Source organism: Aquimarina sp. 433 (genome assembly GCF_054054605.1).
On record NZ_JBSWZK010000004.1, the window covers coordinates 131,637 to 157,001 of the forward strand.

A 25,365-nucleotide genomic window follows, 5' to 3' on the forward strand; every position below is an offset into this window, starting at 1 on the left:
ATGTCTAAAAAAGTAAACATTTTCTGGTTCAGGAGAGATCTTAGGCTTGATGATAATATTGGTTTCCTTGAAGCACTTAAAGACGAAAATCCTGTACTGCCCGTATTCATTTTTGATGACGAAATATTGGACAAACTTCCAGAAAACGATGCGAGGGTATCTTTTATATTCGAAACTTTGCAAAATATGAGAAAAGAGTTACAAGAAAATAATGATAGCTCCATTGCTTTTTTTCACGGGAAGCCTTTAGATATATTTAAAGCATTAATCAAGGATTACAAGATAGAAAAAGTATACACCAACCGAGATTATGAACCTTATGCGAAAGAAAGAGATGAAAGTATTAAAAAGTTATTAGACGATAATTCTATTAAGTTTAAGACATTTAAAGATCAAGTGATTTTTGAAATAGATGAAATTGTAAAATCCGATGGTGATCCCTATGTCGTATATACGCCTTACAAAAATAAGTGGAAAGAAGAATTTGATGAGTCAAAATTAAAAATCCATTATACCAGTCAGCATATTGATAATCTTATCAAAAACACCCGACTGCCTAATTTATCATTATCTGATATGGGATTTAATAAATCCAACATCACAGTTCCTGATTATACTGTTACGCCTACACTAATTGAAAACTATGAGGATACACGGAATTTCCCTGCTAAAGAAGATGGCACATCAAGACTAGGTCCACATTTGCGATTTGGTACGGTTAGTATTCGCAAAATGGTAAAAAAAGCTATAGCAGAAAAGAATGAGGTTTTTTGGTCTGAATTAATCTGGAGAGAATTTTTTATGCAAATTCTATGGCATTTTCCACATACAAAGGATAAGGCGTTTAGACCTAAATACGACCGAATCGAATGGCGAAATAATGAAGAAGAATTTGAGAAGTGGAAAAAAGGTGAAACAGGATATCCATTGGTAGATGCAGGTATGCGACAATTAAATGAGACCGGCTACATGCATAATAGAGTACGAATGCTTGTTGCTAGCTTTTTATGTAAACATCTTCTTATAGACTGGCGTTGGGGTGAAGCATATTTTGCAGAAAAATTATTGGATTACGACATGTCAGCCAACATTGGAAATTGGCAATGGGCTGCTGGGTCTGGAGTAGATGCTGCTCCTTATTTCCGAATTTTTAACCCAACAACACAAGTAACCAAATTCGATAAAAAACTAGAGTATATCAATACATGGGTACCAGATATTAATGAACTTACATATCCTAAACCCATGGTAGATCACAAAATGGCTAGAGAACGCTGCTTAAAAGTATATAAAGAAGCAGTTGCCTGATAACCAAATTATAACATTTCTTTAAAAATGCAGATAGCTATTTTTTGTAATTTAAGGGTCACAAATTATTAAAATTAAAACCAATGAATACACAAGAAGTAGCTAATCGTCTGGTAGAACTTTGCCGTCAAGGTGAGAATATGCAGGCATTAAAGGAATTATACGCAGATAATATTATTAGTAAAGAAATGCCTGGAGCTCCAAACCCAGTGATACAAGGTAAAGATGCTGTAACCAAAAAAAGTCAGGAATGGTATGCTACCGTAGAAGAATTTCATGGCGGAGAAATTTCTGATCCAGTGGTTGCGGACAATCATTTCTCTTGCAGAATGAAAATGGACTGTACTTTTAAAGGTCAAGGAAGGATGCAAATGGAAGAATTAGCTGTATATAGTGTAGATAATGGAAAAATAGTAGAAGAACAGTTTTTCTATTCAATGCCTTCGTAATAGATCTATATTTTCTGTAAAATCTAAAAAAAAACAAGTTTCACTTCTGATGAAGCTTGTTTTTTTATTAAAATTTATTCCAAATCTTAATCAGATTATTTTTTTAGAATTCTTTTTACCACGATCTTATCTAATGTAACATGATACATCCCTTCTTGTAAACCTCCAAGATCGATCACGTTTTGAAAACCATTATTGAGTATGGTTTTAAAAACGGTTTTACCAGTAATATCGCTAATTTCAACCAACGTATTTTTAGTGATTCCATGTACTGTAATAAGATTATCGACCGGATTTGGAGTCAAAATAACTTTAGAAGAATCCAAAGGTGCAATATCCGAAACAGACAATATGTTTGATTCTATATTTATCATTATAGGCTCCATAGTACTCCAGGGACGATCGGTCCAAGACCACACTAAAGAACCATGCCATTCATTTTCTTTTAAGACAACTCCTAAGTGCTCTGCTTCTACTCCAAAAGTGTTCTCAGGATAATATTCTGCAATAACAGCTTTTTTGTCTACTTTTTCAACATCATAAAAATTATGAAATGGAGAACCATTCTCTCCTGCCCAATTGTAATAATGAATATTGTAAAAATCTAGGTAACCCCCAGATTCGCCTCCAATTTCTTCAAGTTTTTGATCCGTATAATAATTTTGATACCCCAAATCAATATCTTCTACGTTTGTAAGAAAACCTAATGCTCCATTTGTTATCATAACATTAGGTTCTACTCTTCTAATCGTTGCAGATGCTTTATTAATAAATTTTTGAATATCTACAATTGAAACTTTCTCTATAAATCCCGGCCAATGAGACCCGAACTCAGTAGTCATACCTTCTGCTTCATTAAAAATTTCCCAAGCATACAAACCAGGATGATCTCCAACAGCCTGAACCAAGGGAATCAAGGCATTAGTAAGATATGCTTCCATATTCTCATCCTCAGTGAGCACTTTTTTATTAGCAACAGCGTCGACATTCCACTGATCTTTTAACATATCAAATGACCAAAGACATATTTGTACTTGTACCCCTTTAGAAGATGCCAGATCCAGTATTTTTATAACATCCTCATGAAAAAAAGCTGGGCTATTTGTTACTTTTTGATCCATATCATAAACTGGATTCGTCGAACCATTTGTATGATACCACCAGCGCAAAACATTACCACCAGCATTAACTACCTTATCCATAACCAAACTAAAAGCATCTAAATCTGGATGGTATTCTGTTCCATATTCTGGATCTACTCCTATATCCCTACCAAATGAAACCCAAGCGATATTTATACCATTTACGAACTCCGAAACATTAGCATTAGATTGCTGTTCATAATTATTATTGATTGTAGTAGTAGACTCCTCTGGAAAATCAAAAAAATCCTTTGGATTTAAAATTTCAGGACTCTGTTTAATAGCTTCAATGACATCTTCTTTGTAATTCTCATGATTATGCCAAGGTTTTTTAGAGCGTTGTGAGAAAAGTTGGCACGTGAGTAATGTGACCATTAACGTGATAATAGTTTTCATGTAAGTTGATTATTTTGTTAGTGTAATTCCCAACGAAAAAAAACAACAATAATTATACGTTCTTCTTGAAATAACAATTCCTTAAAAAAAAGTGGTTTTTTAAAAAATCTAAAACAATAATTGCTTCACCTTAGCTAAAGCAGGATTACGATTATCTTCTTTCCATATTACAGACAACTCAGCTCTTTGAGAAATCCTTGGAATTTCTAAAAATTTCACTTTCAAATCAAAACCATATTGTAGAGAAGTAGGTACAATAGCCACTCCAAGACCACTTTCTACTAATTTAAAAATAGTTTGTGCATGAACAGATTTATGGGATACAATTGGTGTAAAACCCTGATCTTCGCAAATACTCATTATTTTATCATAATAAATAGAACTATAATCTGAAGAAAATAAAACAAAATGCTCCTTAGATACTTGAGCCACACTAGTAAAGTTTTCTTGATTCAAAAAATGATTTTTTGGCAGCACCAATGAAAAAGTATCGGTTTGCACCTGCTTAATACTAACTCCATCTGGAACTCTCGCTAATCTTACAAAACCGACATCCAATTGATCACTTAATATTCCATTTACCTGATCATAATTAGACATTTCTTCTAAACTAAACTGAATCTTAGGAAATTCTTTATTAACATTTATTAGAAGATTAGGAATAACAGTTTGCATGGCGGAGCCCAAAAACCCAATTCGTATCTCCCCTTCACTACCCTTATCTATTAAAGCTGTTTGCTTTACAGTAAAATCAATATGATTAAAAATGTAAGATATTTCTTTTTTCAAATACATTCCTGCAGCGGTCAAACTTACGTTACGTTTATTCCTAATAAAAAGTTCAGCTCCGATAATCTCTTCCATTTGCTTTATTTGTCTGCTTAACCCAGGCTGAGAAATAAACAGGCGCTCTGCAGCTTTTCGAAAATGTAATTCTTCAGCCACTGCTAAAAAATAAGTAAAATGTCGAAGTTCTAATTGATAACTCATAGTTATTAATTATTGATTAAATTAGTATTTATAAGTATTAAAAATACATATTATCTTTATGTACACAAATAAAGAATCGTACAAAATGTCTAAAATATCATCACACTTCCACTTTGGAGAAGACTATTTAACTGCTGGAAAAGCAATAAAAATAGCTAGAAAAGAACTAAAAGGGGTAATTTCTAATGATGCGAGAGAAAAAATAAAAAGGAGCAGACACATCGTAGAAAACATTGTTGAAACGGGAAAGCCTGTGTATGGGATCAATACAGGATTTGGACCGCTTTGTACTACGATGATTTCTAAAGAAGAAACTAAGATATTACAAACCAATATACTACAGAGTCATAGCGTGGGCGTTGGAGATCCAATTGATCAGGAAATTAGCAAACTCATGCTAATCCTGAAATTACAATCCTTAGCCAAAGGGTATTCTGGAATTGCAGAAAAAACTTTAGATCGTATTTTATGGCATCTTGATAATGATGCTATTCCGATAGTACCTTCGCAGGGATCTGTAGGAGCTTCTGGAGACCTAGCTCCCCTTTCTCATTTATTTTTACCTCTAATTGGTTTAGGAAAAGTAATCTATAAGGGTACAGAAATTAGCACATCAAAGTTATTTGAGCTTACAGGTTTACAAGCTATCGAATTAGGACCAAAAGAAGGGTTAGCTTTGATTAACGGAACGCAATTTATTGCTGCTCATGCCGTTAAAGTTATTGAAAAACTACATAATTGTCTTTCTCAAGCGGATATTATCGGAGCAATGATGATAGAAGGATTGCAAGGTTCTGTTAAACCTTTCTATAATGAATTACACGCTTTAAGACCATTCAAAGGTACCATTCATGTTGCCTCCAGAGTAAAATCTTTATTAAAAGGTTCTGAAATTATGGAAGATCATATTGATTGTGACCGTGTTCAAGATCCCTATTCTTTGCGATGTATTCCTCAGGTACATGGAGCTTCTCGAAACGCTTGGCTTCATCTTAAAGAATTATTGGAGATAGAATTAAATTCTGTAACTGATAATCCCATTATTATCAATGAAGAATTAACTATAAGTGGCGGGAGCTTTCACGGACAACCTTTAGCTATGGCAATAGATTACGCTTGTATTGCTGCATCCGAAATAGGAAATATCTCAGACAGACGTATATATCTCGCTTTAGAAGGAAATTCTCCTGGCGTTCCAAAGCTATTAATGGAAGACACAGGTATTAATTCTGGATATATGATTTTGCAATACACAACAGCGGCTTTAGCAAGTGAAAACAAAGGATTATGTTTCCCTTCTAGCGCAGATAGTATTCCAACCTCTTTAGGTCAAGAAGATCACGTAAGTATGGGATCTATTGGAGGAAGGAAAGCTATGCGAGTGATTGATAACGTAGAAAAGATACTAGCAATAGAACTTTTAACCGCTGCACAAGCATTCGAATACCGAAAACCGATGAAATCTGGTCCTATCTTAGATGAAATCCATAAAATGGTGCGTACCAAAGTTTCTTTTGCAGAAAAAGATCGGGTTTTCTCAGATGATATAGGAAAAGGAATTGATATTATTAGAAACAATAGTCTCATAAACCTAGCAAATGAAGTAACCGAAAAGAAGAACTTATCCTTAGAAACCAAGTTTTCTTCCTCATTTGAAACATATTAATTATGGAAAAATATACACTTATTGGGCCTATTTCCCAAGTATTACCGATGGATAATATTCCACTAAAAGGTGCTCTAAAAAATGAAGAACTTCGTGTAATTGAAAATGCAGGAATTCTAATAGAAGATGAGTTAATTCATTCCGTTGGCGATTATCAAGCAATCAAGGAGATTGCACTTAAATTGAATGCCAAGATCATTGAATTACACACAGATTATGTTTGCATGCCTGGTATTATAGATGCGCACACGCATATCTGCTTTTCAGGTTCCAGAGCTAATGATTATGCTATGCGAAACTCGGGAAAGACCTATTTAGAAATCGCACGAGCTGGTGGAGGTATCTGGGATACAGTCACTAAAACAAGAGCCGCAAATCAAGAAGAATTATGCCATTCGGTTATAAAAAGAGCGAATTGCTTGCTTAAAAACGGGGTTACTACCGTAGAAGTTAAAAGCGGATATGGACTTTCCATATCAGAAGAATTGAAAATGCTTAGAGCAATCAATCAAGCGAATTCAAATTCGGAATCCGATCTTATCCCAACTTGTTTGGCAGCACATATGTTACCAAAAGATTATGATGGTGATCATCATACTTACCTCGCCGAAATTGCCGAAAAACTATTTCCAATTCTAAAAACTGAAAACCTAAGTAATCGAATTGATGCATTTATAGAACAAAGCGCTTTTTCTTACGAACATATAGAACCTTATTTTCATAAAGCAAAGGAAATGGGATTTGATATCACTGTGCATGCAGATCAGTTTACAACTAGCGGTAGTGAAATAGCCATAAAATTTGACGCTATTAGTGCCGATCATTTAGAAGCCAGCACAGAAAAGGAAATAGAAAAATTAGCAACAAGCAATACTATTGCAGTGGCATTACCAGGAGCATCCATAGGTTTAGGGTGTGACTTTACTCCTGCCAGAAAAATTTTGGATCAAGGAGGCGCTTTAGCAATAGCGAGTGATTGGAACCCTGGCTCTGCACCTATGGGTGATTTACTAACACAAGCTTGCATTTTAGGAACCTTTCAAAAACTTAGCAATGCAGAAGTTTTAGCCGGCATAACTTGCAGAGCTGCTGCTGCACTTAAACTAAATGATCGAGGTAGTTTAGCACCAAAAATGCTTGCAGATTTTTGTCTATTTCCGTCTCATCATTATAACGAAATATTATATCATCAAGGTAAACTCACTCCTTCACAAGTATGGAAAAGAGGTGAAACTGTGTATTCTAAATAACCAATCGATCAAAAAATCTAGTAATTAAAAGTCAATTACAATTCATTATCATGACTACATTCAAAGAGCAAATAAAAACAGGTATCCCACAAACTCTTCCTAAAAAAAAGGAATTTGACACAACCATAAGCAGAGCTCCAAAAAGGAAACAAATATTATCAATTGATGAAAAGAAACTAGCACTTAAAAATGCTCTGAGATACTTTCCTTCAGAATGGCATGAAGAATTAGCTCCAGAGTTTCTTGAAGAACTAAATGAATATGGCAGAATTTATATGTACCGATTTATGCCCGATTATGATATGTATGCCAGACCTATACATGAATATCCAGCAAACAATTTACAAGCTGCTGGAATCATGCTCATGATACAAAACAATTTAGATCCTGCAGTTGCTCAACACCCTTATGAACTTATTACCTACGGAGGTAATGGTGCAGTATTTCAAAACTGGGCACAGTATTTACTAACGATGCATTATTTAGCCACAATGACTAAGGAACAAACATTGCACATGTATTCTGGTCATCCAATGGGACTATTTCCTTCATCTAAAGACGCTCCAAGAGTTGTTGTTACCAATGGAATGATGATTCCAAATTACTCCAAACCAGATGATTGGGAAAAATTCAATGCCCTTGGAGTTACACAATATGGACAAATGACTGCTGGCAGTTATATGTATATTGGTCCTCAAGGAATTGTGCACGGCACCACAATCACAGTAATGAATGCTTTTAGAAAAACTCTCAAACCAGGAGAAACTTCTGAAGGAAAAATTTTCTTAACTGCTGGATTAGGTGGAATGAGCGGAGCACAACCAAAAGCTGGTAATATCGCCAAATGTATCACCGTATGTGCAGAAGTAAATCCTGCCGCTGCACAAAAAAGATATGAGCAAGGTTGGGTAGACGAAATTATAGACAATTTAGATCAATTAGTAAATCGTGTTAGAGAAGCAATTTCTAATACCGAAGTTGTTTCTATAGCCTATAAAGGAAATGTGGTTGACATATGGGAACGATTTTATGAGGAAAATATTTATGTCCACTTAGGGTCCGATCAGACATCATTGCATAATCCATGGTCTGGAGGATATTATCCTGTAGATATGAGCTATGAACAATCTAATGAAATGATTGCCAACAATCCTGATGGTTTCAAGGTAAAAGTTCAGGAATCTCTAAAAAGACATGCTTTAGCAATAAATAAGCATACAGCCAAGGGAACTTATTTCTTTGATTATGGAAATGCATTTTTATTAGAAGCATCAAGAGCTGGTGCGGATGTAATGAGTACTAACGGAGTGGATTTTAAATACCCTTCATACGTCCAAGATATTTTGGGTCCTATGTGTTTTGACTATGGATTTGGACCCTTTAGATGGGTTTGTACATCTGGTAAGTCAGAGGATCTGGACAAAACGGATCAAATAGCCATTGCCATAATGCAAAAAATAAAAGCAGAAGCACCAGAAGAAATCCAACAACAAATGCAAGACAACATTACATGGATTGAGGAAGCAAAACAAAATAAGCTTGTTGTAGGCTCTCAAGCAAGAATTTTATACGCTGATGCCGAAGGAAGAATAAAAATCGCTGAGGCGTTTAATAAAGCTATTAAATCAGGTGATATATCTGCTCCTATTGTTTTAGGAAGAGATCATCATGACGTTAGCGGTACAGATTCTCCATATAGAGAAACGAGCAATATTTATGATGGTAGTAAATTTACCGCTGATATGGCTATCCATAATGTCATTGGTGATAGTTTTAGAGGTGCCACTTGGATATCCATTCATAATGGAGGTGGTGTTGGTTGGGGCGAAGTAATCAATGGTGGATTTGGACTTTTACTCGATGGATCTAACGAAGCTTCAATCAAATTAAAAAACATGCTCTTTTATGACGTGAATAATGGTATATCCAGAAGAAGTTGGGCAAGAAATGAAGAGGCCATTTTTGCCATAAAAAGAGAAATGAAACGTACACCAACACTTAAAGTAACTATTCCTAATAAATTAAATACTAATATTTTAGACAAAATATTTTAAAGCTTACATTCAAAATAATTATAATCAAATAGATCTCAATAATTTTATAAAAATGACTAGTTACGAAAAGACCTCTGATAATATATGGAAAGGAAGAACATCTGACAAGGAACTATACCTGCATGAAAAGGTGCAATGCATCGATCTTGAAAAAGAGGAATTAACTAGAAATCAAAATATTGGATTCTCCATATTAGGATATGAATGTGAAGAAGGAGTTAAAAGAAACCAAGGGCGTATAGGTACAGCAGCTGCTCCTGATATTATTAGAAAAATGATGGGGTCTTTATCAAATCATTTTCAAGATGATGTCAATATCATAGATATTGGCAATGTAAAATGTGTTGATGATGATTTAGAAAAAACCCAAAGTTTTACTTCAAATAAAATAAAACAAGTAATTGAAAAAGAATACTTTAATGTAGTTTTAGGAGGCGGTCATGATTTAGGATATGCGCATTATAATGGTCTTAAAAAACATCTCCCAACTGCCACTATCGGAATTATCAATTTGGATGCTCATTTTGATTTAAGAGTCCCTAACGGAAAAGGAAATTCCGGTACTCCATTCTACCAAATAGCAAAAGAGAACGATCATTTCAAATACTTATGCTTAGGCATTCAGGAAGAAGCAAACAATAGGATTTTATTTGAAACCGCTCGTGAATTAGGTGTAAACTTCATCAAAAACACAGAATTTACTATGAGCCATATAGATCATATAGACAAAACCCTCACCAATTTCATTAATACTGTTGATTATGTGTACCTCTCTATAGATTTAGATGGCTTTTCTTCTGCATATGCTCCTGGTGTGAGTGCTCCTTCTCCATTTGGATTCTCTCCTTCTATAGCATTACACACTATCGAAAAGATTTGTAATTCTAAAAAACTTATTAGCGCTGACATTGTAGAACTTAATCCAGCTCATGATGTTGATAATTGTACCGCTAGATTAGCAGCAAGGTTAATTTATTATATCATGAAGTATATTTCTACTTTATAACATGATTCGCAATTCCTTTTCTTTATCTTTACTATTAAGAATCGGAATTACTTAAATGGAATTAACAGCTAAAACACTTATTTATATTCATGCTTTCTTTGGTAGTATTGGATTATTATCTGGATTTATAAGTTTGGTTGGAAAAAAAGGAAGATTTTACCATAAGAAAGGTGGTGTAGTTTTTTCTATAAGTATGCTTATAAGTTCATTGATTGCTATACCAATCACATTGCTACCAAATCATAAAAACTTATTATTACACCTACTTTCTATTTTTACTATCTATTTGGTTGTTTCTGGAAATCGTGTACTTAAGTTTAAAAGAAATCATACCCTAGGTAATACGGACATTATTATTACTTCAGTAATGGGTATTGTTTTTCTGGGAATGATTGCTGTGGGAGTGTATTATCAAATAAATGCGATACCTAAGAGCGCTTTATTTTTCTTTTTTGGAGGATTTGGCATTATGGCTACCATAAGAGACATAAAACTCTACAAAACCTTTAAAACAAATCCTACAGCTTATTTATCCAATCATCTTGGTAAAATGTCTGGAGCTTTTGGAGCAGCCGTAACAGCATTCCTTCTTGCCGCCTTAGACTCAAGCACTCTGTGGGTCTGGATAACCCCATCTGTAATTACTTTACTTTTTGTTACCTTTTGGAGAAGAAAAATCTCAAAGACCTAATGTTGTAACAACATTTCTAGTAAATCGTCTGATTACTAAATCTTTTCCTGTATGGCTTTTCAAAATATTATCGAACGTACGTTGCGTTATTTCGTAGCATTTTTCATTTTCGTATATGGAGCTGCAAAACCTTTACAATTTCAAAACAACAATGGATTTCCAGATAAACTTGTAAGTGAACTTACAGGAATGGAACTTATGTGGTCTTTTTTTGGATACACTCAAACACTACCTATAATTATTGGATTATTACAAGTAACAGGAGCTATATTTCTATTATTTTATAGAACAAAAATCATTGGTATTTTACTACTAATTCCAATTATGACTAATATCGTATTATTTGATATTTTTTACGAAGTAAAGACCGGTGCTACGGTTAATGCAATTGTATTTCTTGTAATTCTTTTCGTCCTTTTAATTTTTGAAAAGAATAGGATTTCCAAAGTAATACAGATAATTAGTTCCAAAAAAGAAAAGGATCCAAAGCGAATCCCTCTATTTATGATTAGTGCAGTATTTGCTGCTACCTTATTTTTTGTGTATACGTATCTTCAAAACACCATATAAATTGCTGCTATAAAACCTAAAAAGCTCTTCTTGGTAAATCTCTGTAGGTAACCGTTAAACCCTGATATTGTCCTTGCCAACCATTATCATCATCTACCCAGCCGAAATGACTTCGAGGACCATTTACAAACTCATCCACATCGTTAATTTGGGTTCTTCCGCCTTGTACTCCAAAACATCCTGTATTATTAGCTCCTACCCAAGAAGTAGGTGTTATTGCCAACATGGTGTGTTGTAAAACTCCACCATGATCCCAAAACCCAATTACAGAGTTTTCACGAACTTGAACTTCTCCACCAACTCTAGCTGGCAAACCCATATCAGGAAAAAAGAATCGTTCTGCTTCTACAGAAGAGATATTCTGTAACGGATCTGGATAATCTCCTGTAAAATTTCCATTAGCTATTAGCCATCTGTAGACGAAAGTATGGCATATTTCAGAATCAGGACTCATTCCTAACTCTGGAACATATGTGCCTAAAAAAATCCCCATTGTTGTTTATTTAAAAGGTTCTAAAAGTTATTATGATTGAAATAAATATGAAAATAACATATTTAAATTCACCTTTAAAAATACAAAAAAACCTCCAATTTTTGTAAAGCAGCAGGTAATTAAAAAAGGGAGAAAAATCATATCTCTAAAAACTTAAATATTAAGAGGACGTATATATAAATACTTTTGTATCTTAGAACAATACATTAATTCTCTTAACGATATACACATCGATCATCTTGAAGATTTTTTTAAAACGGCACTAAAAATTTCTTTCTTTCAATGAAAGTTAGGATGATTAATTATGTTCTATGGAAGCTATTAATTTTTATCAAATATCAGTTTTTCTACTACAAGGGTTTGTTGTTTCGTCATTGGTATTGATATTGTTCCATTTTCGCAAAGTCACTGGTAATGGTTTACTTTTTACCGCACTTGGGATGTTTCAATTCATACAGGTATTCACCGCGACTACTATGTATTTCGAGATATATGATGGTATTACAGTTTCTCCTGGCTCTTCTGTACTATTCTCTGTTACTCTATTTTCAGTTTTAATATTTTACATAAAGGAAGATGCATTACTGACCAGAAGACTTATTTATGCCTTAGTCATTGCTAATTTGATGATCGTAATTTTATTACTGTTATTCAGCATCAACCTACAAGACTCTAAGATACATCAGATGTCTTTTAAAATGATCTCTGATTTTTTTAACACAAACATCTTTTTGTTGATTTATGGTACGGTATTATTATTTGTCGATTCTATATTACTCATTTTCATATATGAATATATCTCTAAATATATCGAAAATCTATTCTTTCGCATATTCTTAACGATGCTTACCATCCTCACTTTCGATGCGATTCTCTTTAGCGTTGTAGGCTTTTGGAACAATAGTAATATGATATCTTTTTTAATATCTGGTTTAGCTTCTAAAATTACTATGAGTTTTTATTATGGGATTATTTTTACTGTGTATTTAAAATACATACAAAAAGAAATCAACGAAAATACCTATGCCACTTTTAAAGATGTATATCATTCTCTAACCTACCGTCAAAAATTTGAAGAAGCTGAAAAAGTTATTCAACTCAGTGAAAATAGATATCAAACACTGACTGATATTTCTCCAGTAGGTATTTTTATGACAAAGGCTAATGGAAAAACTACTTTTGTAAACGAAAAATGGTGCCAGATTTCTGGAATTTCTCAGCAAGAAGCGATGAATGATGGGTGGTTAAAAGCGGTTCACCCAGAAGATCGAAAAAAACTAAAGCAAGGATGGTATCAAGACTCTAAGAAAAAAGATTCTTCTCATGCAGAATATCGTTTTTTACGTCCTGATGGAACAATAAAATGGGTATTGGGTCAAGCAATTCCAGAATATAATGAAAAAGGAGAAGTGATCGGCTATGTTGGAACTACTACAGATATCACAGATTTAAAACTCTATGAAATAGAACTTAACAAACTAAAAGATAAAGCCGAAGAAAGTGATCGATTAAAATCTGCATTCCTTGCCAATATGAGTCATGAAATCCGTACTCCAATGAATGGGATATTAGGATTTGCCGAGTTATTAAAAGAACCCGTACTTACTGGTGATGAGCAACAACTATACATTAGTTTAATCGAAGAGAGTGGTGCTCGAATGCTAAATATTATTAGAGATATTATTGATATTTCTAAAATTGAATCTGGACAGGTAAAAGTATTCTTATCTGATTTAAATGTAAATGAACAAGTAGGTTATTTATATAATTTCTTTAAACCCGAAGCAGACAGAAAAGATCTGGAACTTTCCTTCAAAAATGGACTGCCTGATAGTGATTCTATTATTAAAACGGATAAAGAAAAGTTTAACGCAATACTTACAAATCTTGTCAAAAATGCACTTAAATACACTCCTGAAGGCTCTATTACCTTTGGTTATGAATTAGAGGATGATTTTTTACAGTTTTATGTAAAAGATACTGGTATGGGAATAGCTAAGGATAGACAAAAAGCCATTTTTGAACGTTTTGTACAAGCGGATATTGAAAATAATTATGCTATTGAAGGAGCTGGTATCGGTTTATCCATTGCTAAAGCATACAGCGAAATGTTGGGTGGTAGTATATGGCTGGATAGTACAAAGGATATCGGAAGTATATTTTATTTTACTATTCCTTACCGGAAGGAATAGTAAAATAAAGAAATGATTTATTAATTATTCTGTCGGAATTCTTTCATCTACAAATTTTAAAGGCATATTGTCCATAAGATCTATCATATTTAAGATATCTCTTATCGTTTGCTCCTCTTCCATTTGCTCTTCTACAAACCATTGCAGAAAGTTTTCTGTTCCAAAATCTAGAACACTTCTACATTTAGCAACTATTTTGTATATAGACTTGGTAACACTAATTTCCTGCTCTAAGGCAGATTCGAATACTTCTTTTAAAGAGCTATATTCATGAGCATTTGATAGATTGGCTACTTCTGGAGAGTACGCAGCACCTCCAGCATCGTTGATAAACCTAAAAATTTTCATCATATGCTCTCTTTCTTCTTCAGATTGTTTGTAGAAAAAATCAGCACTTTTTAGCAAACCCTTTTGATCACACCAAGAGGCCATCGCTAAATATACAGATGATGCATGTTGCTCTTTTGCAATTTGAGCATTAAGCAAATCCATTACTTCTAAATTGATACTGATCTGTTGTCTTGCTATATTTTCCATCTTTCTGTGTGATTTGTCAATTAATTTTTATTTAAAATTAAACAAAAAAAGAAAGAGAAAATAATACCTATATCAATTTATAAGAAGTCTAAATATAAGTAAGATTAGGCGGTAACAAGAACATCTTGCAATTCTATCATCGTAAAAGTTCCATGAATTAGCTCCACAAAATCTAACACCTGAAGTGTATCTAATAATAATACATGTTGTTTATCACAAAACGACAGAAGAGTGGTATCATTCTGATTAAGCATATATTCTATATGTTCTTTGGTAGATAATTGTTTTGCTTTGTATCGAAGACTCAATAGTTGACAAAAGGATACTTTTATTAATTTATGACCAAAATCAATATAAAAACAACGCTCTTCAGCAGACTGATAAGAAGTGTAATATTTTGAGGCAAATAGTAATTCCATATTCCAGGAACAAAATTAATTGTTATTTAGATCTATTCCAAATATAAATAACAATTTTATAACTTTTCATTATTTAAATAATATCATTCTTGATTCTCAAACATCAATGAAACAAATTCTGCTACACAGGCGGGCTTTCTAACACCTTCGATTTCGACAGAACAATCCCAAGTAATCTTTAATCCTTTCTTAGTATATGGCTCTATCTCTGCAATACTGCTATGCAATCGCAATCTACTATCAACAATAACAGGATGTGGGAATCTAACTTTATTTAAACCATAGTTTACACCCATTTCTAAACTTTCAACAATCACAAGATCCATTAGCATCTTGGATAAAAGTGAAATCGACAAAAAACCATGAGCAATTGGTTTTTTAAACGGTGACTCCTTTTCAATACGATCTAAATCAACATGTAACCATTGATAATCTTGAGTTGCGTCTGCAAAAGAATTAATCATTTCCTGAGTAACAGTAACCCATTCTCCTATTGGCAACTTCTCTCCTTTGTGAGTTTTAAATTCTTCAAAATTTTTACAAATAAGCTGTTCCATATATTTACGTATAGATTCATTTACCTAGAAATGCCTCCATCTATGGTCAAACAAATTCCTGACACATAAGAAGCTTCATCAGAAGCCAAATATAAATATCCATATGCAATATCCATTGGTGTTGCAGCTTTTTGTAACGGTATTTGTGATTTTATTCCATCAATATGCTCTTTGGGGATTTGATCAGTCATTTCTGTTAGCGTAAAACCTGGCGCTAAAGCATTCGCCGTAATACCATATTTTCCAAGCTCCATAGTCCATGTTTTAGACATAGCAATAACGCCTGCTTTAGTTGCCGAATAATTTGTCTGTCCAAAATTTCCTCTTAGCCCTACATTCGATGCTGCAGAAACTATTCTACCGTAGCCAGCTTCTTTCATATACTTAGAAATAACCTGAGTACAGAGAAAAACTCCTTTAAGATTTACATCTATAACGGCATCCCATTCGGCTTCGCTCATTTTATGTAATGTACGATCTTTCGTAATTCCTGCATTATTAATTAATATATCTATTTTTCCATATTTCTGATATATCCTTTCTGCTTCTATTTCAATTGCATTTTTATCAGTTACAGAAATATTTGTAAACTCGGCTACTTGACCTTGATCAGCTATTGTACTTGCTACATCCTTACCTTCCTCCAAAAGATCCCAAATAATTACTTTAGCACCTTCGCTTGCAAATAAGGTAGAAATTGCTTTTCCAATTCCTCTGGCTCCGCCTGTAATAACAGCTACTTTATTTTTTAATCTCATCTCGTTAATAATTATATCGATATCATTAAGAACACTGAATCACTACTTTCCCTTTTACTTTTCGATTCATCATCTCCACTAAGGCCTTAGCAGCATCCTTTAGCTCATATACCTTATGAATATGAGGCTTCAATTTTCCTGCTTCTAGCCATTTCATTAATTGTATCGTATTATCCATATTCATTTTAGGATTCTTCATCGCAAAACTGCCCCAAAAAACACCCACAACTGAACATCCTTTTAACAAAGGTAAATTCAGTGGGATTTTAGGAATTGAGCCAGCTGCAAAACCTACCACCAAGTAATGCCCTTCCCAAGCCATAGAACGTAATGCTAGTTCAGAATAGTCTCCTCCCACCGGATCATATACAACATCTACTCCTTTGCCATCAGTTAACTCTTTCGCTTTAGATTTAAGATCTTCTGTGGTATAATTAATAACCTCATCGGCACCATACTCCTTACATAGCTTTAATTTATCCTCAGAAGAAGCAGCTGCAATTACTTTAGCTCCCATTAGTTTCCCTAATTCAATGGCAGCAAGACCTACACCTCCTGAAGCTCCAAGAATTAACAATGTATCTCCTTCGTTTAGATTCGCTCGGTCTTTTAATGCATGGTAAGATGTCCCATATGCAATCATAAATGAAGAGGCTATTTCAAAAGACATTTTTTGAGGTTTTTTAAAACACATATTTGCTGGCATTGCTACTTCCTCCGCATATCCACCTTTCATTACAAATCCAAAAACCTCATCATTAACCTCTAAATGTTTCACTTCACTGCCCACTTCTTTAATTATTCCCGCAACATCACTTCCTGGAACAAATGGTAACTCTGGTTTAAACTGATACAATCCTTGAATAATCAAGGTGTCGGGAAAATTAACTCCACAAGATTTTATCCGAATAAGAACTTCATCTTTCTTTAATTTCGGACTTTCTACATCCTCAAAAACTAAATCAGAAGGAGGTCCATAATTTTTGCACACAATAGCCTTCATAATTATTCCTCTATAACTTTTAGGACTAGTTTCCCCATTTTGTCTCCAGAAAAAAGGCGCAAAAAAGTATCATGAAAATTTTCAATTCCTTCATACACATCTTCTTTACTTTTTAGTTTTCCTTGTGCTAGCCAACCTCCCATTTCTTTAGCTGCCTTCCCATAATCCTTTGCATAATCCATGACAACCATTCCTTGCATAGTTGCTCTATTCACCAACAAAGACAAATAATTTTTGGGGCCTTTTACATCATTCATATTATTATATTGAGAAATTGCTCCGCAAATTACTATTCTTGCATGCATTCTAAGTCTTGATAAAGCCGCATCTAAAATTTCACCTCCTACATTATCAAAATAAACATCAATTCCTTTTGGACATTCTCTTTTGATTGCATCATAAATTTCTTCAGATTTATAATCTATAGCTCCATCAAAACCTAGTACCTCTTTTATGTATTTACATTTTTCAGTCCCTCCAGCTATACCAATTACACGACATCCTTTAATCTTAGCGATTTGCCCAACAATACTGCCAACAGCTCCTGCAGCTCCAGAAACTAAAACGGTATCTCCTTCTTTAATCTTACCAACTTCGAGAATGCCAAAATATGCTGTCATTCCAGGCATACCTAGCGTTCCTATATACATTGGCAAAGGCGCTAAGCTTGGATCTACAGGATACCAATTTTCGCCATTCGTTACCGTGTACTGTTGAACACCTCCTGTACCCTTCAAAAAATCACCTTCTTTAAACTTTGGATGATTATTTGACTTTATCACTTTACCTATAGATCCAGCTCTCATTACATCATCTAATTCTACCGGTTCTATGTATGATTTTCCTTCTCGCATCCAACCTCGCATTGCAGGATCCAATGATATATAATGATGTTGTATTAGAACTTCACCTTCTTTTGGTTCTGGAATCACATTATTTTGTAATTCCCAAGTATTTTCATCTGGTAATCCTTCTGGTCTATTTTTTAAGATGATTTGTTTATTCATGTGTATTGTTTTATTTCTCTATTAGTTTAGTTCTTTTGTGTATTAATAGTTTATCTTAAAATTTGTCTACAAAGATGTTCCTCCATCCAATATTATAGTTTGTCCTGTTATGAACTTTGTAGCATCAGATGCTAACCACACTACTGCTTCTGCTATTTCTTCTGCCTGACCATATCGCTTCATAGGAATTACACTTTTAAGCATATCATCCATATCTGGTCTTACAGATAATAATTTATTAAGTAGTGCAGATTCTGTATATCCGGGACATACTGCATTGATTCTAATGTTTTTCGTAGCGTATTCTAATGCAGCTGACTTTGTCATTCCTACTACGGCAAACTTACTAGCACTATATGACAGGTTTTTTAATGATGCTTTTAGACCAGCCAGAGAAGCTATATTTACAATATTTCCATGACCTTGTTTCATCATTTGCTGTAGTGCTAATTTCATACAATAAAACACTCCTGTTTGATTGACGGCAATCACATTATCCCAGTCTTGCAATGTATATTCTGCTGTTTTAGACATATTTCTAGGACCAATTCCCGCATTATTTACCATTACATCCAACTGCCCGAATTGATCAACTGTTTTCGCAATAAGAGTTTCTACCTCTTCATAACTTGCCACATTCGCTGGAATCACTGAAGCCTTTCCTCCTTCTTCCCGTATTTGATCCGCTGTACGCTTTGCTTTTCCTTCCTTTATATCCGATACTACAACTGTTGCTTTGTGTTTTGCGAAATGTTTTGCCGTAGCAGCTCCAATCCCAGAACCTGCTCCTGTTACGATAACTATTTTATTTTGTACTTGCATATTCGTTTACTTTTGATGAGGTTGTTTCCTAATGATTTGCACATAAAATAAGACGAGAGTCTAATAAGGATCTTCTTCTCATTTCCATCGGATACGCCTTGTGACTAATCATTCCCATAAATTCTTCTTTACTTTCATATTGTACAATTAGTATTTTGTCCCATTCTAAAGTATCTGCAGGTCCAATTAATTCATAGATTGGTTTTCCGTTGTAAACTATTTCAGCGTTTGTTGCTTTAAAAAAAGGAAGTGCCGCTTTCATATATTCTGCATAACCTTCTTCTCCAGTTATTCCCTGCTCTTCTATAATATCTTTAAATTTCAATAGATTAATCATTTGAAAAGATCCTTCGATAGGTAATTTCAAAAAATCACTTAATTGTTTTTCAGTTATACTAGTATAGGTTTTCATAAAGTTGATTTTACAATCTTATTTCTTTTAATCCTTCATACTTATTATAAATTTCGCCGTAATGTTCTTTTATATTATTTAAAATAAAATCATATGGTACATCTTCAAAATGCCCATAATCCTCTAAATACTCCATAAAAGTACCTCCTTCATTATCAAACTCTTGAAACATCGAATCTTCTTCTCCATTAAATTCTAGTGGTGCTACATTACATTTTTCGCACAACTCTTTATTAAATGCTGGAGAAGCCTTTAACCATTTTCCATTAAGAAAGACATTAATCATTCCATGCGGTGTTAATTCATTCGTACCAATTTTTTCAATCAATCGCTCCACACCTATGTGGTTTTTCACCTTTGCTAAGTGTATTCTTGCAGGAATTCCAAGACCTCGTAATCCTGCGATTAATATGATCGATTTATCTAAACAATGCCCACTATTTCTTTTTACTAATGCACTTGCCTTATACGCTTCTTTTTTTAAACGGATATGATAAGGATCATAACGCCACCCATCTCTAACTTTCAGATATAAACCAACCGCTTTTTCCTTTTGTGTTAGCTCTTCATTATCAAACTCCTGTATCATATTTTTAATATCAGCACTTTGATGATCGTAATAGTATGTTTCCTCTAAATAATTCATTTTTTCCAGTATTAGTCAATCTTTTTTGTTTGGATTGCCCTCCATGCCAACGAACATAACAAAGCCGATGCCTGATCCAATTGGGCAAAACGCGGGTCTGTTGTTAATCCTTTATCATACCTGTAGTAAATTTGCTGAGCAATCACTGCAATTTTAAAAAGTCCGAAAGCATAATAAAAAATCAAATTATTCACAGCATTTCCACTTTTTTCTGCATATTTCTGAACAATTTCACTTCTAGTTGGATTACCTTCCATTATGGTAGGTGAAGGAATTCCTTTTTTTACAAATTCATGATCACTCTGCATTGTCCAATATCCTAAAGATGTGCCTAAATCCATTAAAGGATCTCCTAGCGTTGCCATTTCCCAATCCAAAACAGCATTTACCTCATTCCAGTTCTCATCTTTAAAAACAATATTGTCGTATTTAAAATCATTATGAACTAAGCTGTATGTATACTCTTTTGGTTGATGTGTCTCCATCCATTCCATTACTTTTTGCGCTTCTGGAACATCTTGAGTCTTTGCTACCACATATTGCTTACTCCAATTAGATACCTGACGCTCCACATATCCCTCTGGCCTACCAAGATCTTCTAACCCTGCTTTATTATAATCTATCGCATGTAATTGAACAAAAGTATCTAACCAAGATTCTGCTATTTTCTTAAAACTTGTATCATTAATATTTCTCTTTTTTGCTTCTTGAATGCTTAGAATAATTCCTTCCACTTTTTCCATCACATAAAACTGACATCCCAAAATACTTTCATCATCAGTATAAGCATGCATCTTGGGAACTTTTGGAAACGCCTTATAAATACCGGACTGAACTCTAAATTCTCGTCCCATATCGTGTCCTCGTTTTATGGCACCAAATGGAGGACGTCTTAACACATACTCCTCATCTTCTATTGCTATTAAATATGTAAGATTGGAGTAGCCATGAGTATATTGCGTAACCTTCCATGGACTCTTTATACTCTGTATAAGGTCATTTTTTTGTAGAAATGATTTTAATGCTTCTTCACTAAGTTCTTCTCCTTTACGAACATCTTGCATGATAGTAATCTTTAAAAAGCGTTGATTTTATATATTACTCAGCGTATTTTTTTATAATACTTTTTCCTAATTGGTACATATGTACTTCATCTGGTCCATCTGCTAACCTTAGCATTCTTGCAGCAACAAAAAAATGTGCTAATGGAGTATCTGGACCCACACCTTTTCCACCATGAATTTGCATGGCTCTATCAATTACTTTCAATGCCATTTTAGGAGCTACTACTTTAATCATAGCAATTAAATCTTTGGATGATTTATTCCCAAATTTATCCATCTTATCAGCTGCAGAAAGTGTCAATAATCTAGCTTGCTCAATATCACATTGTGATTTTGCAATTTCTTGTCTAATATTGCTATAATCTTTAAATGTTTTTCCGAAAGCTATACGTTCTGAAGCTCGTTTTGACATTAGCTCTAAAGATCTCTGAGCCATTCCGATAAGACGCATGCAATGATGAATACGTCCAGGGCCTAGTCTTCCTTGTGCTATTTCAAAACCTCTTCCTTCTCCCAGAATCAAATTTTCTTTGGGAACACGAACATTTTCTAGTAAGATCTCTGCATGCCCTTCTGGTGAATCATAAAAGCCGAAAACCGATAAAGGTCTAATTATTTTTAATCCAGGTGTATTCATAGGTACTAAGACCATACTTTGTTGTTGATGCCTTGGAGCTTGTGGATCTGTTTTACCCATTACAATAGCTATTTTGCAATTAGGGTTCATTCCGCCAGAAGACCACCATTTTCTACCATTGATTACATAGTCATTTCCATCACTCACTATGGATGTTTCGATATTTGTTGCATCCGAAGAAGCGACTTGAGGTTCTGTCATTAAAAAAGCAGAACGAATATCACCATTTAACAAAGGCGTTAACCATTGTTTTTGCTGATCTTTTGATCCATACTTTGCCAAAACTTCCATATTCCCCGTATCTGGCGCACTGCAATTAAAGATTTCTGAAGACCATAAAATGCGCCCCATAATTTCTGCTAGAGGAGCATACTCCAGATTTGTTAATCCAGGACTTAGATCTCCATACGCTTTGGGTAGAAATAAATTCCATAAACCTTCCTCCTTGGCTTTCTGTTTTAATGATTCCATACCAGGCCATGGTTTCCAAAGATTATCAGGATGATACAGAAATTCATTAACCTCCTTTTCTACAGGCAGAATATGCGCATCAAAAAACGAAGTAAGTCTCTCTTGAAGATTTATAATTTTTTCTGAGTAATCGAAATTCATATATATAATTATTATTTCAACATCTATGTTTCAAGATTAACCTGCTATCATATAACCTCCGTCCGCGGTATACACTCCTCCTGTCATATAAGCTCCAGCATCTGAAGCTAGTAAACAAACAATCCCTGCCATTTCGTCTGGCATTCCCATACGAGATGAAGGCAATGATTTTTCTATTTTATTAAGTAATTTTTCATTTTGCCAAAGAGCAGCACTGAATTTAGTTTTGATAAGTCCTGGACAAATTACGTTCGCTCTGATACCATATTGTCCCCATTCTTTAGCTTGATTCTTGGTTAACATTAGTAAAGCCGCTTTACTCGTACTGTATAAACCTAAACCAGCTCCTGGATGCAAAGCTTCTACAGAGGCTATATTAATTACACTACCACCTCCTCTTTCTTTCATAGAAGACAATACCAGATTAGATAATAGCCAAGGTGCTTTTACATTTACATCCATAATCTTGTCAAAAACTTCCTCTTCGGCTTCTTCAATTGGAGCATAAATAGGATTAATAGCTGCATTGTTCACCAAAATATCCACTCCGCCATAATGTTCTATGGTTTTTTCTATTAGCTCTTTACGCTGATCTGCTTTACCAATGTGACAAGCAACTCCAATCGCTTCTAAACCATTGTTATTGAACTCTTCTGCGACATTATCAACCGCTTCCTGATTTCTACTACTTATAACCACTTTGGCTCCATATTCTGCCAATCCTTGAGCGATTGATTTTCCAATTCCTTTGCTAGAACCAGTTATGATAGCTACTTTTCCTTTTAAATTGAATGATTGTTGTATACTCTTCATTAGGTGTTTAATGAATTAATAATTTTTAAATTGTGGGATAAATTAATGTAAGATCTCTTTTTCAGTTGCTACTGTAAGTACTTCTTCATTCGTTAGAATTTCTGCTAATCCAGTAGTCTTTGGCAACTCGTATTTATAATAAAACCGCATTGCATGAATTTTACTTTCATAAAACTCTTCTGAATATTTTAAAGCGCCAGAAACCAATTTGCTCTTAGCAAAAGTTGCTGTTTCTAGCCAAACCCAAGCTAGGGTGATATTACTTAAAAATTCCATAAAAGGAGAAGCATCAGATAAAAATCTTTCGTAATCGCCTTTTTTAGCAAAACCGACTAAAAATCCAATTACTTTTTGAGCTAATTGAAGTTTACCTCCAAGGGTATTTGCATATTTTCTTAGATCTTCGAACTTAGATGCATTTTCTATAGTTAGCATTACTTCCTTAGTAAGTAATTCTAAAGCCTTTCCATTTTCCATTAAAAGCTTTCTACCTAGTAAATCTTGAGATTGTATACCTGTAGTACCTTCGTAAATTGGAAATATTCTTATATCTCTATGATATTGCTGCAATATAAAATCTGCGCAAAACCCATATCCACCTAATACCTGTAGACCATTAGAAACAGCTTGTGCTCCCATCTCTGAAGGATATGTTTTTACCATCGGAATGATCAATTCTAACAATAAGCTATATTTTTCTTTTTCTAAAGGATCTGTAACAGTCTCTTTAAGATCATAATATTTTGAAGCTAACAATACCAAGCTTAGTGAACCTTCTGCAATTACTTTTTGCAATAAAAGCATTCTACGAACATCAGGGTGATTGATAATTAACGTCTGGCCTTGTTCAGGATCTTTTTTTCCGGTACTTGCTAGCTTTCTTCCTTGCGGACGTTCTTTTGCATATTGTAATGAGGCATGATAAGCTGCTGTAGCAATTGCCGCTGCACCTCTTCCTACAGCGATTCTTGCACCGTTCATCATCAAAAACATATATTTCAGTCCTTGATGCGCTTCACCAACCAACCAGCCTTTACAATCATCTGCATCGCCAAAACCTAAGTGTGTAGTACAATAACCGCGTTGACCCATTTTTTGAAAATCTGCAACCGTAGTTACATCATTACTAATAAGTCCTCCTTTACCATCAAGTCGTTTTTTAGGTACAATAAATAAGGAAATTCCTTTTGTTCCTGCTGGAGCCCCTTCAATACGTGCGAGTACCAAATGGACAAAGTTTTCTGCATATTGATGGTCTCCTCCAGAAATAAATATTTTTTGTCCTGAAATTTTATAAGAGCCGTCATCCTGTGGTGAAGCTTTTGTAACCACATCCGAGAGTGAACTACCAGCTTGGGGCTCTGTTAAACACATTGTTCCTCCCCAATCACCAGATAACATCTTGGGAACGTATGTGTCATTCAATTCTTTATTAGCAAAATGAATGATGAGTTCTGCCGCTCCTAAGGTTAAGCCTACATAACCAGGTAAGTGATTATTGGCTGCATCCTGAATAAAAGAAGAGGCTGTATAAACCATCATAGGCATTTGCAATCCTCCCGCCTCATAGTCAAAGGTTCCTGAAATGAGTCCCATTTCTCCACCTTTTTTCATCATTACTTCTACCTGTTTATGAACCACTACTCCACCATTTTTGTGATACGCAGGTTTTTCATCCATTTCCTTGAAATACGGAAATAGTTCTCTATCCGAAAATTCTTTTACCGAATCTATAAACAAATTCAACGAATCTTTATCATGATCGGCAAAACGTTCTTGCTGTAATACCTCTTCTAAATGATGAACGTCATATAAAAAGAATTTTAAAGTATCTATATCTACATATTGATTAGCCATTGTACGAAGTTTTA

General features: G+C 34.2%; 25 protein-coding genes. 9 read left to right on the forward strand and 16 right to left on the reverse strand.

Annotated features, from left to right (window positions below; genetic code table 11):
* Both ACWNT5_RS09935 and ACWNT5_RS09940 read left to right on the forward strand, forming a co-directional pair.
* Window positions 1-1,308, forward strand: coding sequence for a cryptochrome/photolyase family protein (locus ACWNT5_RS09935; protein ID WP_299897428.1), 1,308 nt, complete (start codon window positions 1-3; stop codon window positions 1,306-1,308).
* A gap of 83 nt (window positions 1,309-1,391) precedes the next feature.
* Window positions 1,392-1,757, forward strand: a complete 366-nt coding sequence (locus ACWNT5_RS09940) for a SnoaL-like domain-containing protein (protein ID WP_299600819.1) — start codon at window positions 1,392-1,394, stop codon at window positions 1,755-1,757.
* Between the two features lie 95 nt (window positions 1,758-1,852).
* Here ACWNT5_RS09940 and ACWNT5_RS09945 read toward each other — a convergent pair whose 3' ends face one another.
* Both ACWNT5_RS09945 and ACWNT5_RS09950 read right to left on the reverse strand, forming a co-directional pair.
* On the reverse strand, window positions 1,853-3,295 hold the full coding sequence (locus ACWNT5_RS09945) for a T9SS type A sorting domain-containing protein (protein ID WP_456517253.1): 1,443 nt from the start codon (window positions 3,293-3,295) through the stop codon (window positions 1,853-1,855).
* A 108-nt stretch (window positions 3,296-3,403) separates the two neighbouring features.
* Window positions 3,404-4,285 (reverse strand): LysR family transcriptional regulator, encoded by an 882-nt coding sequence (locus tag ACWNT5_RS09950; RefSeq protein ID WP_299897433.1) that lies wholly within the window; start codon window positions 4,283-4,285, stop codon window positions 3,404-3,406.
* An 85-nt stretch (window positions 4,286-4,370) separates the two neighbouring features.
* On the opposite strand from ACWNT5_RS09950, the gene hutH reads away from it, so the two are divergent.
* Genes hutH through ACWNT5_RS09980 form a run of 6 tightly spaced genes read left to right on the forward strand, consistent with a single transcriptional unit; the run spans window position 4,371 to window position 11,522 of the window.
* A complete protein-coding gene (gene hutH / locus ACWNT5_RS09955) occupies window positions 4,371-5,951 on the forward strand; it encodes a histidine ammonia-lyase (protein ID WP_456517254.1) in 1,581 nt (526 codons plus the stop codon).
* Between the two features lie 2 nt (window positions 5,952-5,953).
* Complete coding sequence (gene hutI, locus ACWNT5_RS09960; RefSeq protein ID WP_299600811.1) at window positions 5,954-7,201, forward strand: imidazolonepropionase; 1,248 nt, start codon at window positions 5,954-5,956, stop codon at window positions 7,199-7,201.
* Between the two features lie 50 nt (window positions 7,202-7,251).
* A complete protein-coding gene (locus tag ACWNT5_RS09965; protein WP_299600809.1) occupies window positions 7,252-9,255 on the forward strand; it encodes a urocanate hydratase in 2,004 nt (667 codons plus the stop codon).
* A gap of 52 nt (window positions 9,256-9,307) precedes the next feature.
* The gene (gene hutG / locus ACWNT5_RS09970) at window positions 9,308-10,261 is read left to right on the forward strand and encodes a formimidoylglutamase (RefSeq protein WP_456517255.1); all 954 of its coding nucleotides are present in this window, start codon (window positions 9,308-9,310) and stop codon (window positions 10,259-10,261) included.
* A 55-nt stretch (window positions 10,262-10,316) separates the two neighbouring features.
* Complete coding sequence (locus ACWNT5_RS09975; protein WP_299600804.1) at window positions 10,317-10,952, forward strand: hypothetical protein; 636 nt, start codon at window positions 10,317-10,319, stop codon at window positions 10,950-10,952.
* A gap of 51 nt (window positions 10,953-11,003) precedes the next feature.
* The gene (locus tag ACWNT5_RS09980) at window positions 11,004-11,522 is read left to right on the forward strand and encodes a hypothetical protein (RefSeq protein WP_456517256.1); all 519 of its coding nucleotides are present in this window, start codon (window positions 11,004-11,006) and stop codon (window positions 11,520-11,522) included.
* A 16-nt stretch (window positions 11,523-11,538) separates the two neighbouring features.
* Here ACWNT5_RS09980 and ACWNT5_RS09985 read toward each other — a convergent pair whose 3' ends face one another.
* Window positions 11,539-12,015, reverse strand: a complete 477-nt coding sequence (locus ACWNT5_RS09985) for a hypothetical protein (RefSeq protein ID WP_456517257.1) — start codon at window positions 12,013-12,015, stop codon at window positions 11,539-11,541.
* Window positions 12,016-12,326: 311 nt separating this feature from the next.
* On the opposite strand from ACWNT5_RS09985, the gene ACWNT5_RS09990 reads away from it, so the two are divergent.
* Complete coding sequence (locus tag ACWNT5_RS09990; protein WP_456517258.1) at window positions 12,327-14,207, forward strand: PAS domain-containing sensor histidine kinase; 1,881 nt, start codon at window positions 12,327-12,329, stop codon at window positions 14,205-14,207.
* 24 nt (window positions 14,208-14,231) lie between these two features.
* Here ACWNT5_RS09990 and ACWNT5_RS09995 read toward each other — a convergent pair whose 3' ends face one another.
* The 13 genes from ACWNT5_RS09995 to ACWNT5_RS10055 form a co-directional block, all read right to left on the reverse strand.
* Window positions 14,232-14,744 (reverse strand): ferritin, encoded by a 513-nt coding sequence (locus tag ACWNT5_RS09995; RefSeq protein ID WP_456517259.1) that lies wholly within the window; start codon window positions 14,742-14,744, stop codon window positions 14,232-14,234.
* Between the two features lie 104 nt (window positions 14,745-14,848).
* Window positions 14,849-15,163, reverse strand: coding sequence for a hypothetical protein (locus ACWNT5_RS10000; RefSeq protein ID WP_299600792.1), 315 nt, complete (start codon window positions 15,161-15,163; stop codon window positions 14,849-14,851).
* A gap of 83 nt (window positions 15,164-15,246) precedes the next feature.
* A complete protein-coding gene (locus ACWNT5_RS10005) occupies window positions 15,247-15,720 on the reverse strand; it encodes a MaoC family dehydratase (protein ID WP_299600790.1) in 474 nt (157 codons plus the stop codon).
* Window positions 15,721-15,740: 20 nt separating this feature from the next.
* Window positions 15,741-16,478, reverse strand: coding sequence for a 3-oxoacyl-ACP reductase FabG (fabG, locus tag ACWNT5_RS10010; RefSeq protein WP_299600788.1), 738 nt, complete (start codon window positions 16,476-16,478; stop codon window positions 15,741-15,743).
* A gap of 25 nt (window positions 16,479-16,503) precedes the next feature.
* Window positions 16,504-17,481, reverse strand: a complete 978-nt coding sequence (locus ACWNT5_RS10015) for an NADPH:quinone oxidoreductase family protein (RefSeq protein WP_299600785.1) — start codon at window positions 17,479-17,481, stop codon at window positions 16,504-16,506.
* A 2-nt stretch (window positions 17,482-17,483) separates the two neighbouring features.
* Entirely contained in the window at window positions 17,484-18,488 is a 1,005-nt protein-coding gene (locus tag ACWNT5_RS10020; RefSeq protein ID WP_299600783.1) for an NADP-dependent oxidoreductase, read from the reverse strand.
* 66 nt (window positions 18,489-18,554) lie between these two features.
* Complete coding sequence (locus tag ACWNT5_RS10025) at window positions 18,555-19,310, reverse strand: SDR family NAD(P)-dependent oxidoreductase (protein ID WP_299600781.1); 756 nt, start codon at window positions 19,308-19,310, stop codon at window positions 18,555-18,557.
* 28 nt (window positions 19,311-19,338) lie between these two features.
* A complete protein-coding gene (locus tag ACWNT5_RS10030; protein WP_456517260.1) occupies window positions 19,339-19,722 on the reverse strand; it encodes a hypothetical protein in 384 nt (127 codons plus the stop codon).
* 10 nt (window positions 19,723-19,732) lie between these two features.
* The gene (locus tag ACWNT5_RS10035; RefSeq protein ID WP_299600777.1) at window positions 19,733-20,368 is read right to left on the reverse strand and encodes a transglutaminase-like domain-containing protein; all 636 of its coding nucleotides are present in this window, start codon (window positions 20,366-20,368) and stop codon (window positions 19,733-19,735) included.
* 11 nt (window positions 20,369-20,379) lie between these two features.
* Window positions 20,380-21,432, reverse strand: a complete 1,053-nt coding sequence (locus tag ACWNT5_RS10040; RefSeq protein ID WP_299600775.1) for a phosphotransferase family protein — start codon at window positions 21,430-21,432, stop codon at window positions 20,380-20,382.
* 34 nt (window positions 21,433-21,466) lie between these two features.
* Window positions 21,467-22,681 carry an acyl-CoA dehydrogenase family protein gene (locus ACWNT5_RS10045; RefSeq protein ID WP_299600773.1) on the reverse strand — a complete coding sequence of 405 codons (1,215 nt, stop codon included), beginning with the start codon at window positions 22,679-22,681 and terminating at the stop codon, window positions 21,467-21,469.
* Between the two features lie 36 nt (window positions 22,682-22,717).
* Window positions 22,718-23,494: an SDR family NAD(P)-dependent oxidoreductase gene (locus ACWNT5_RS10050; protein WP_299600771.1), complete on the reverse strand. Its 777-nt coding sequence runs from the start codon at window positions 23,492-23,494 to the stop codon at window positions 22,718-22,720.
* A 42-nt stretch (window positions 23,495-23,536) separates the two neighbouring features.
* A complete protein-coding gene (locus ACWNT5_RS10055) occupies window positions 23,537-25,351 on the reverse strand; it encodes an acyl-CoA dehydrogenase (RefSeq protein ID WP_299600769.1) in 1,815 nt (604 codons plus the stop codon).
* Window positions 25,352-25,365 lie beyond the last annotated feature (14 nt).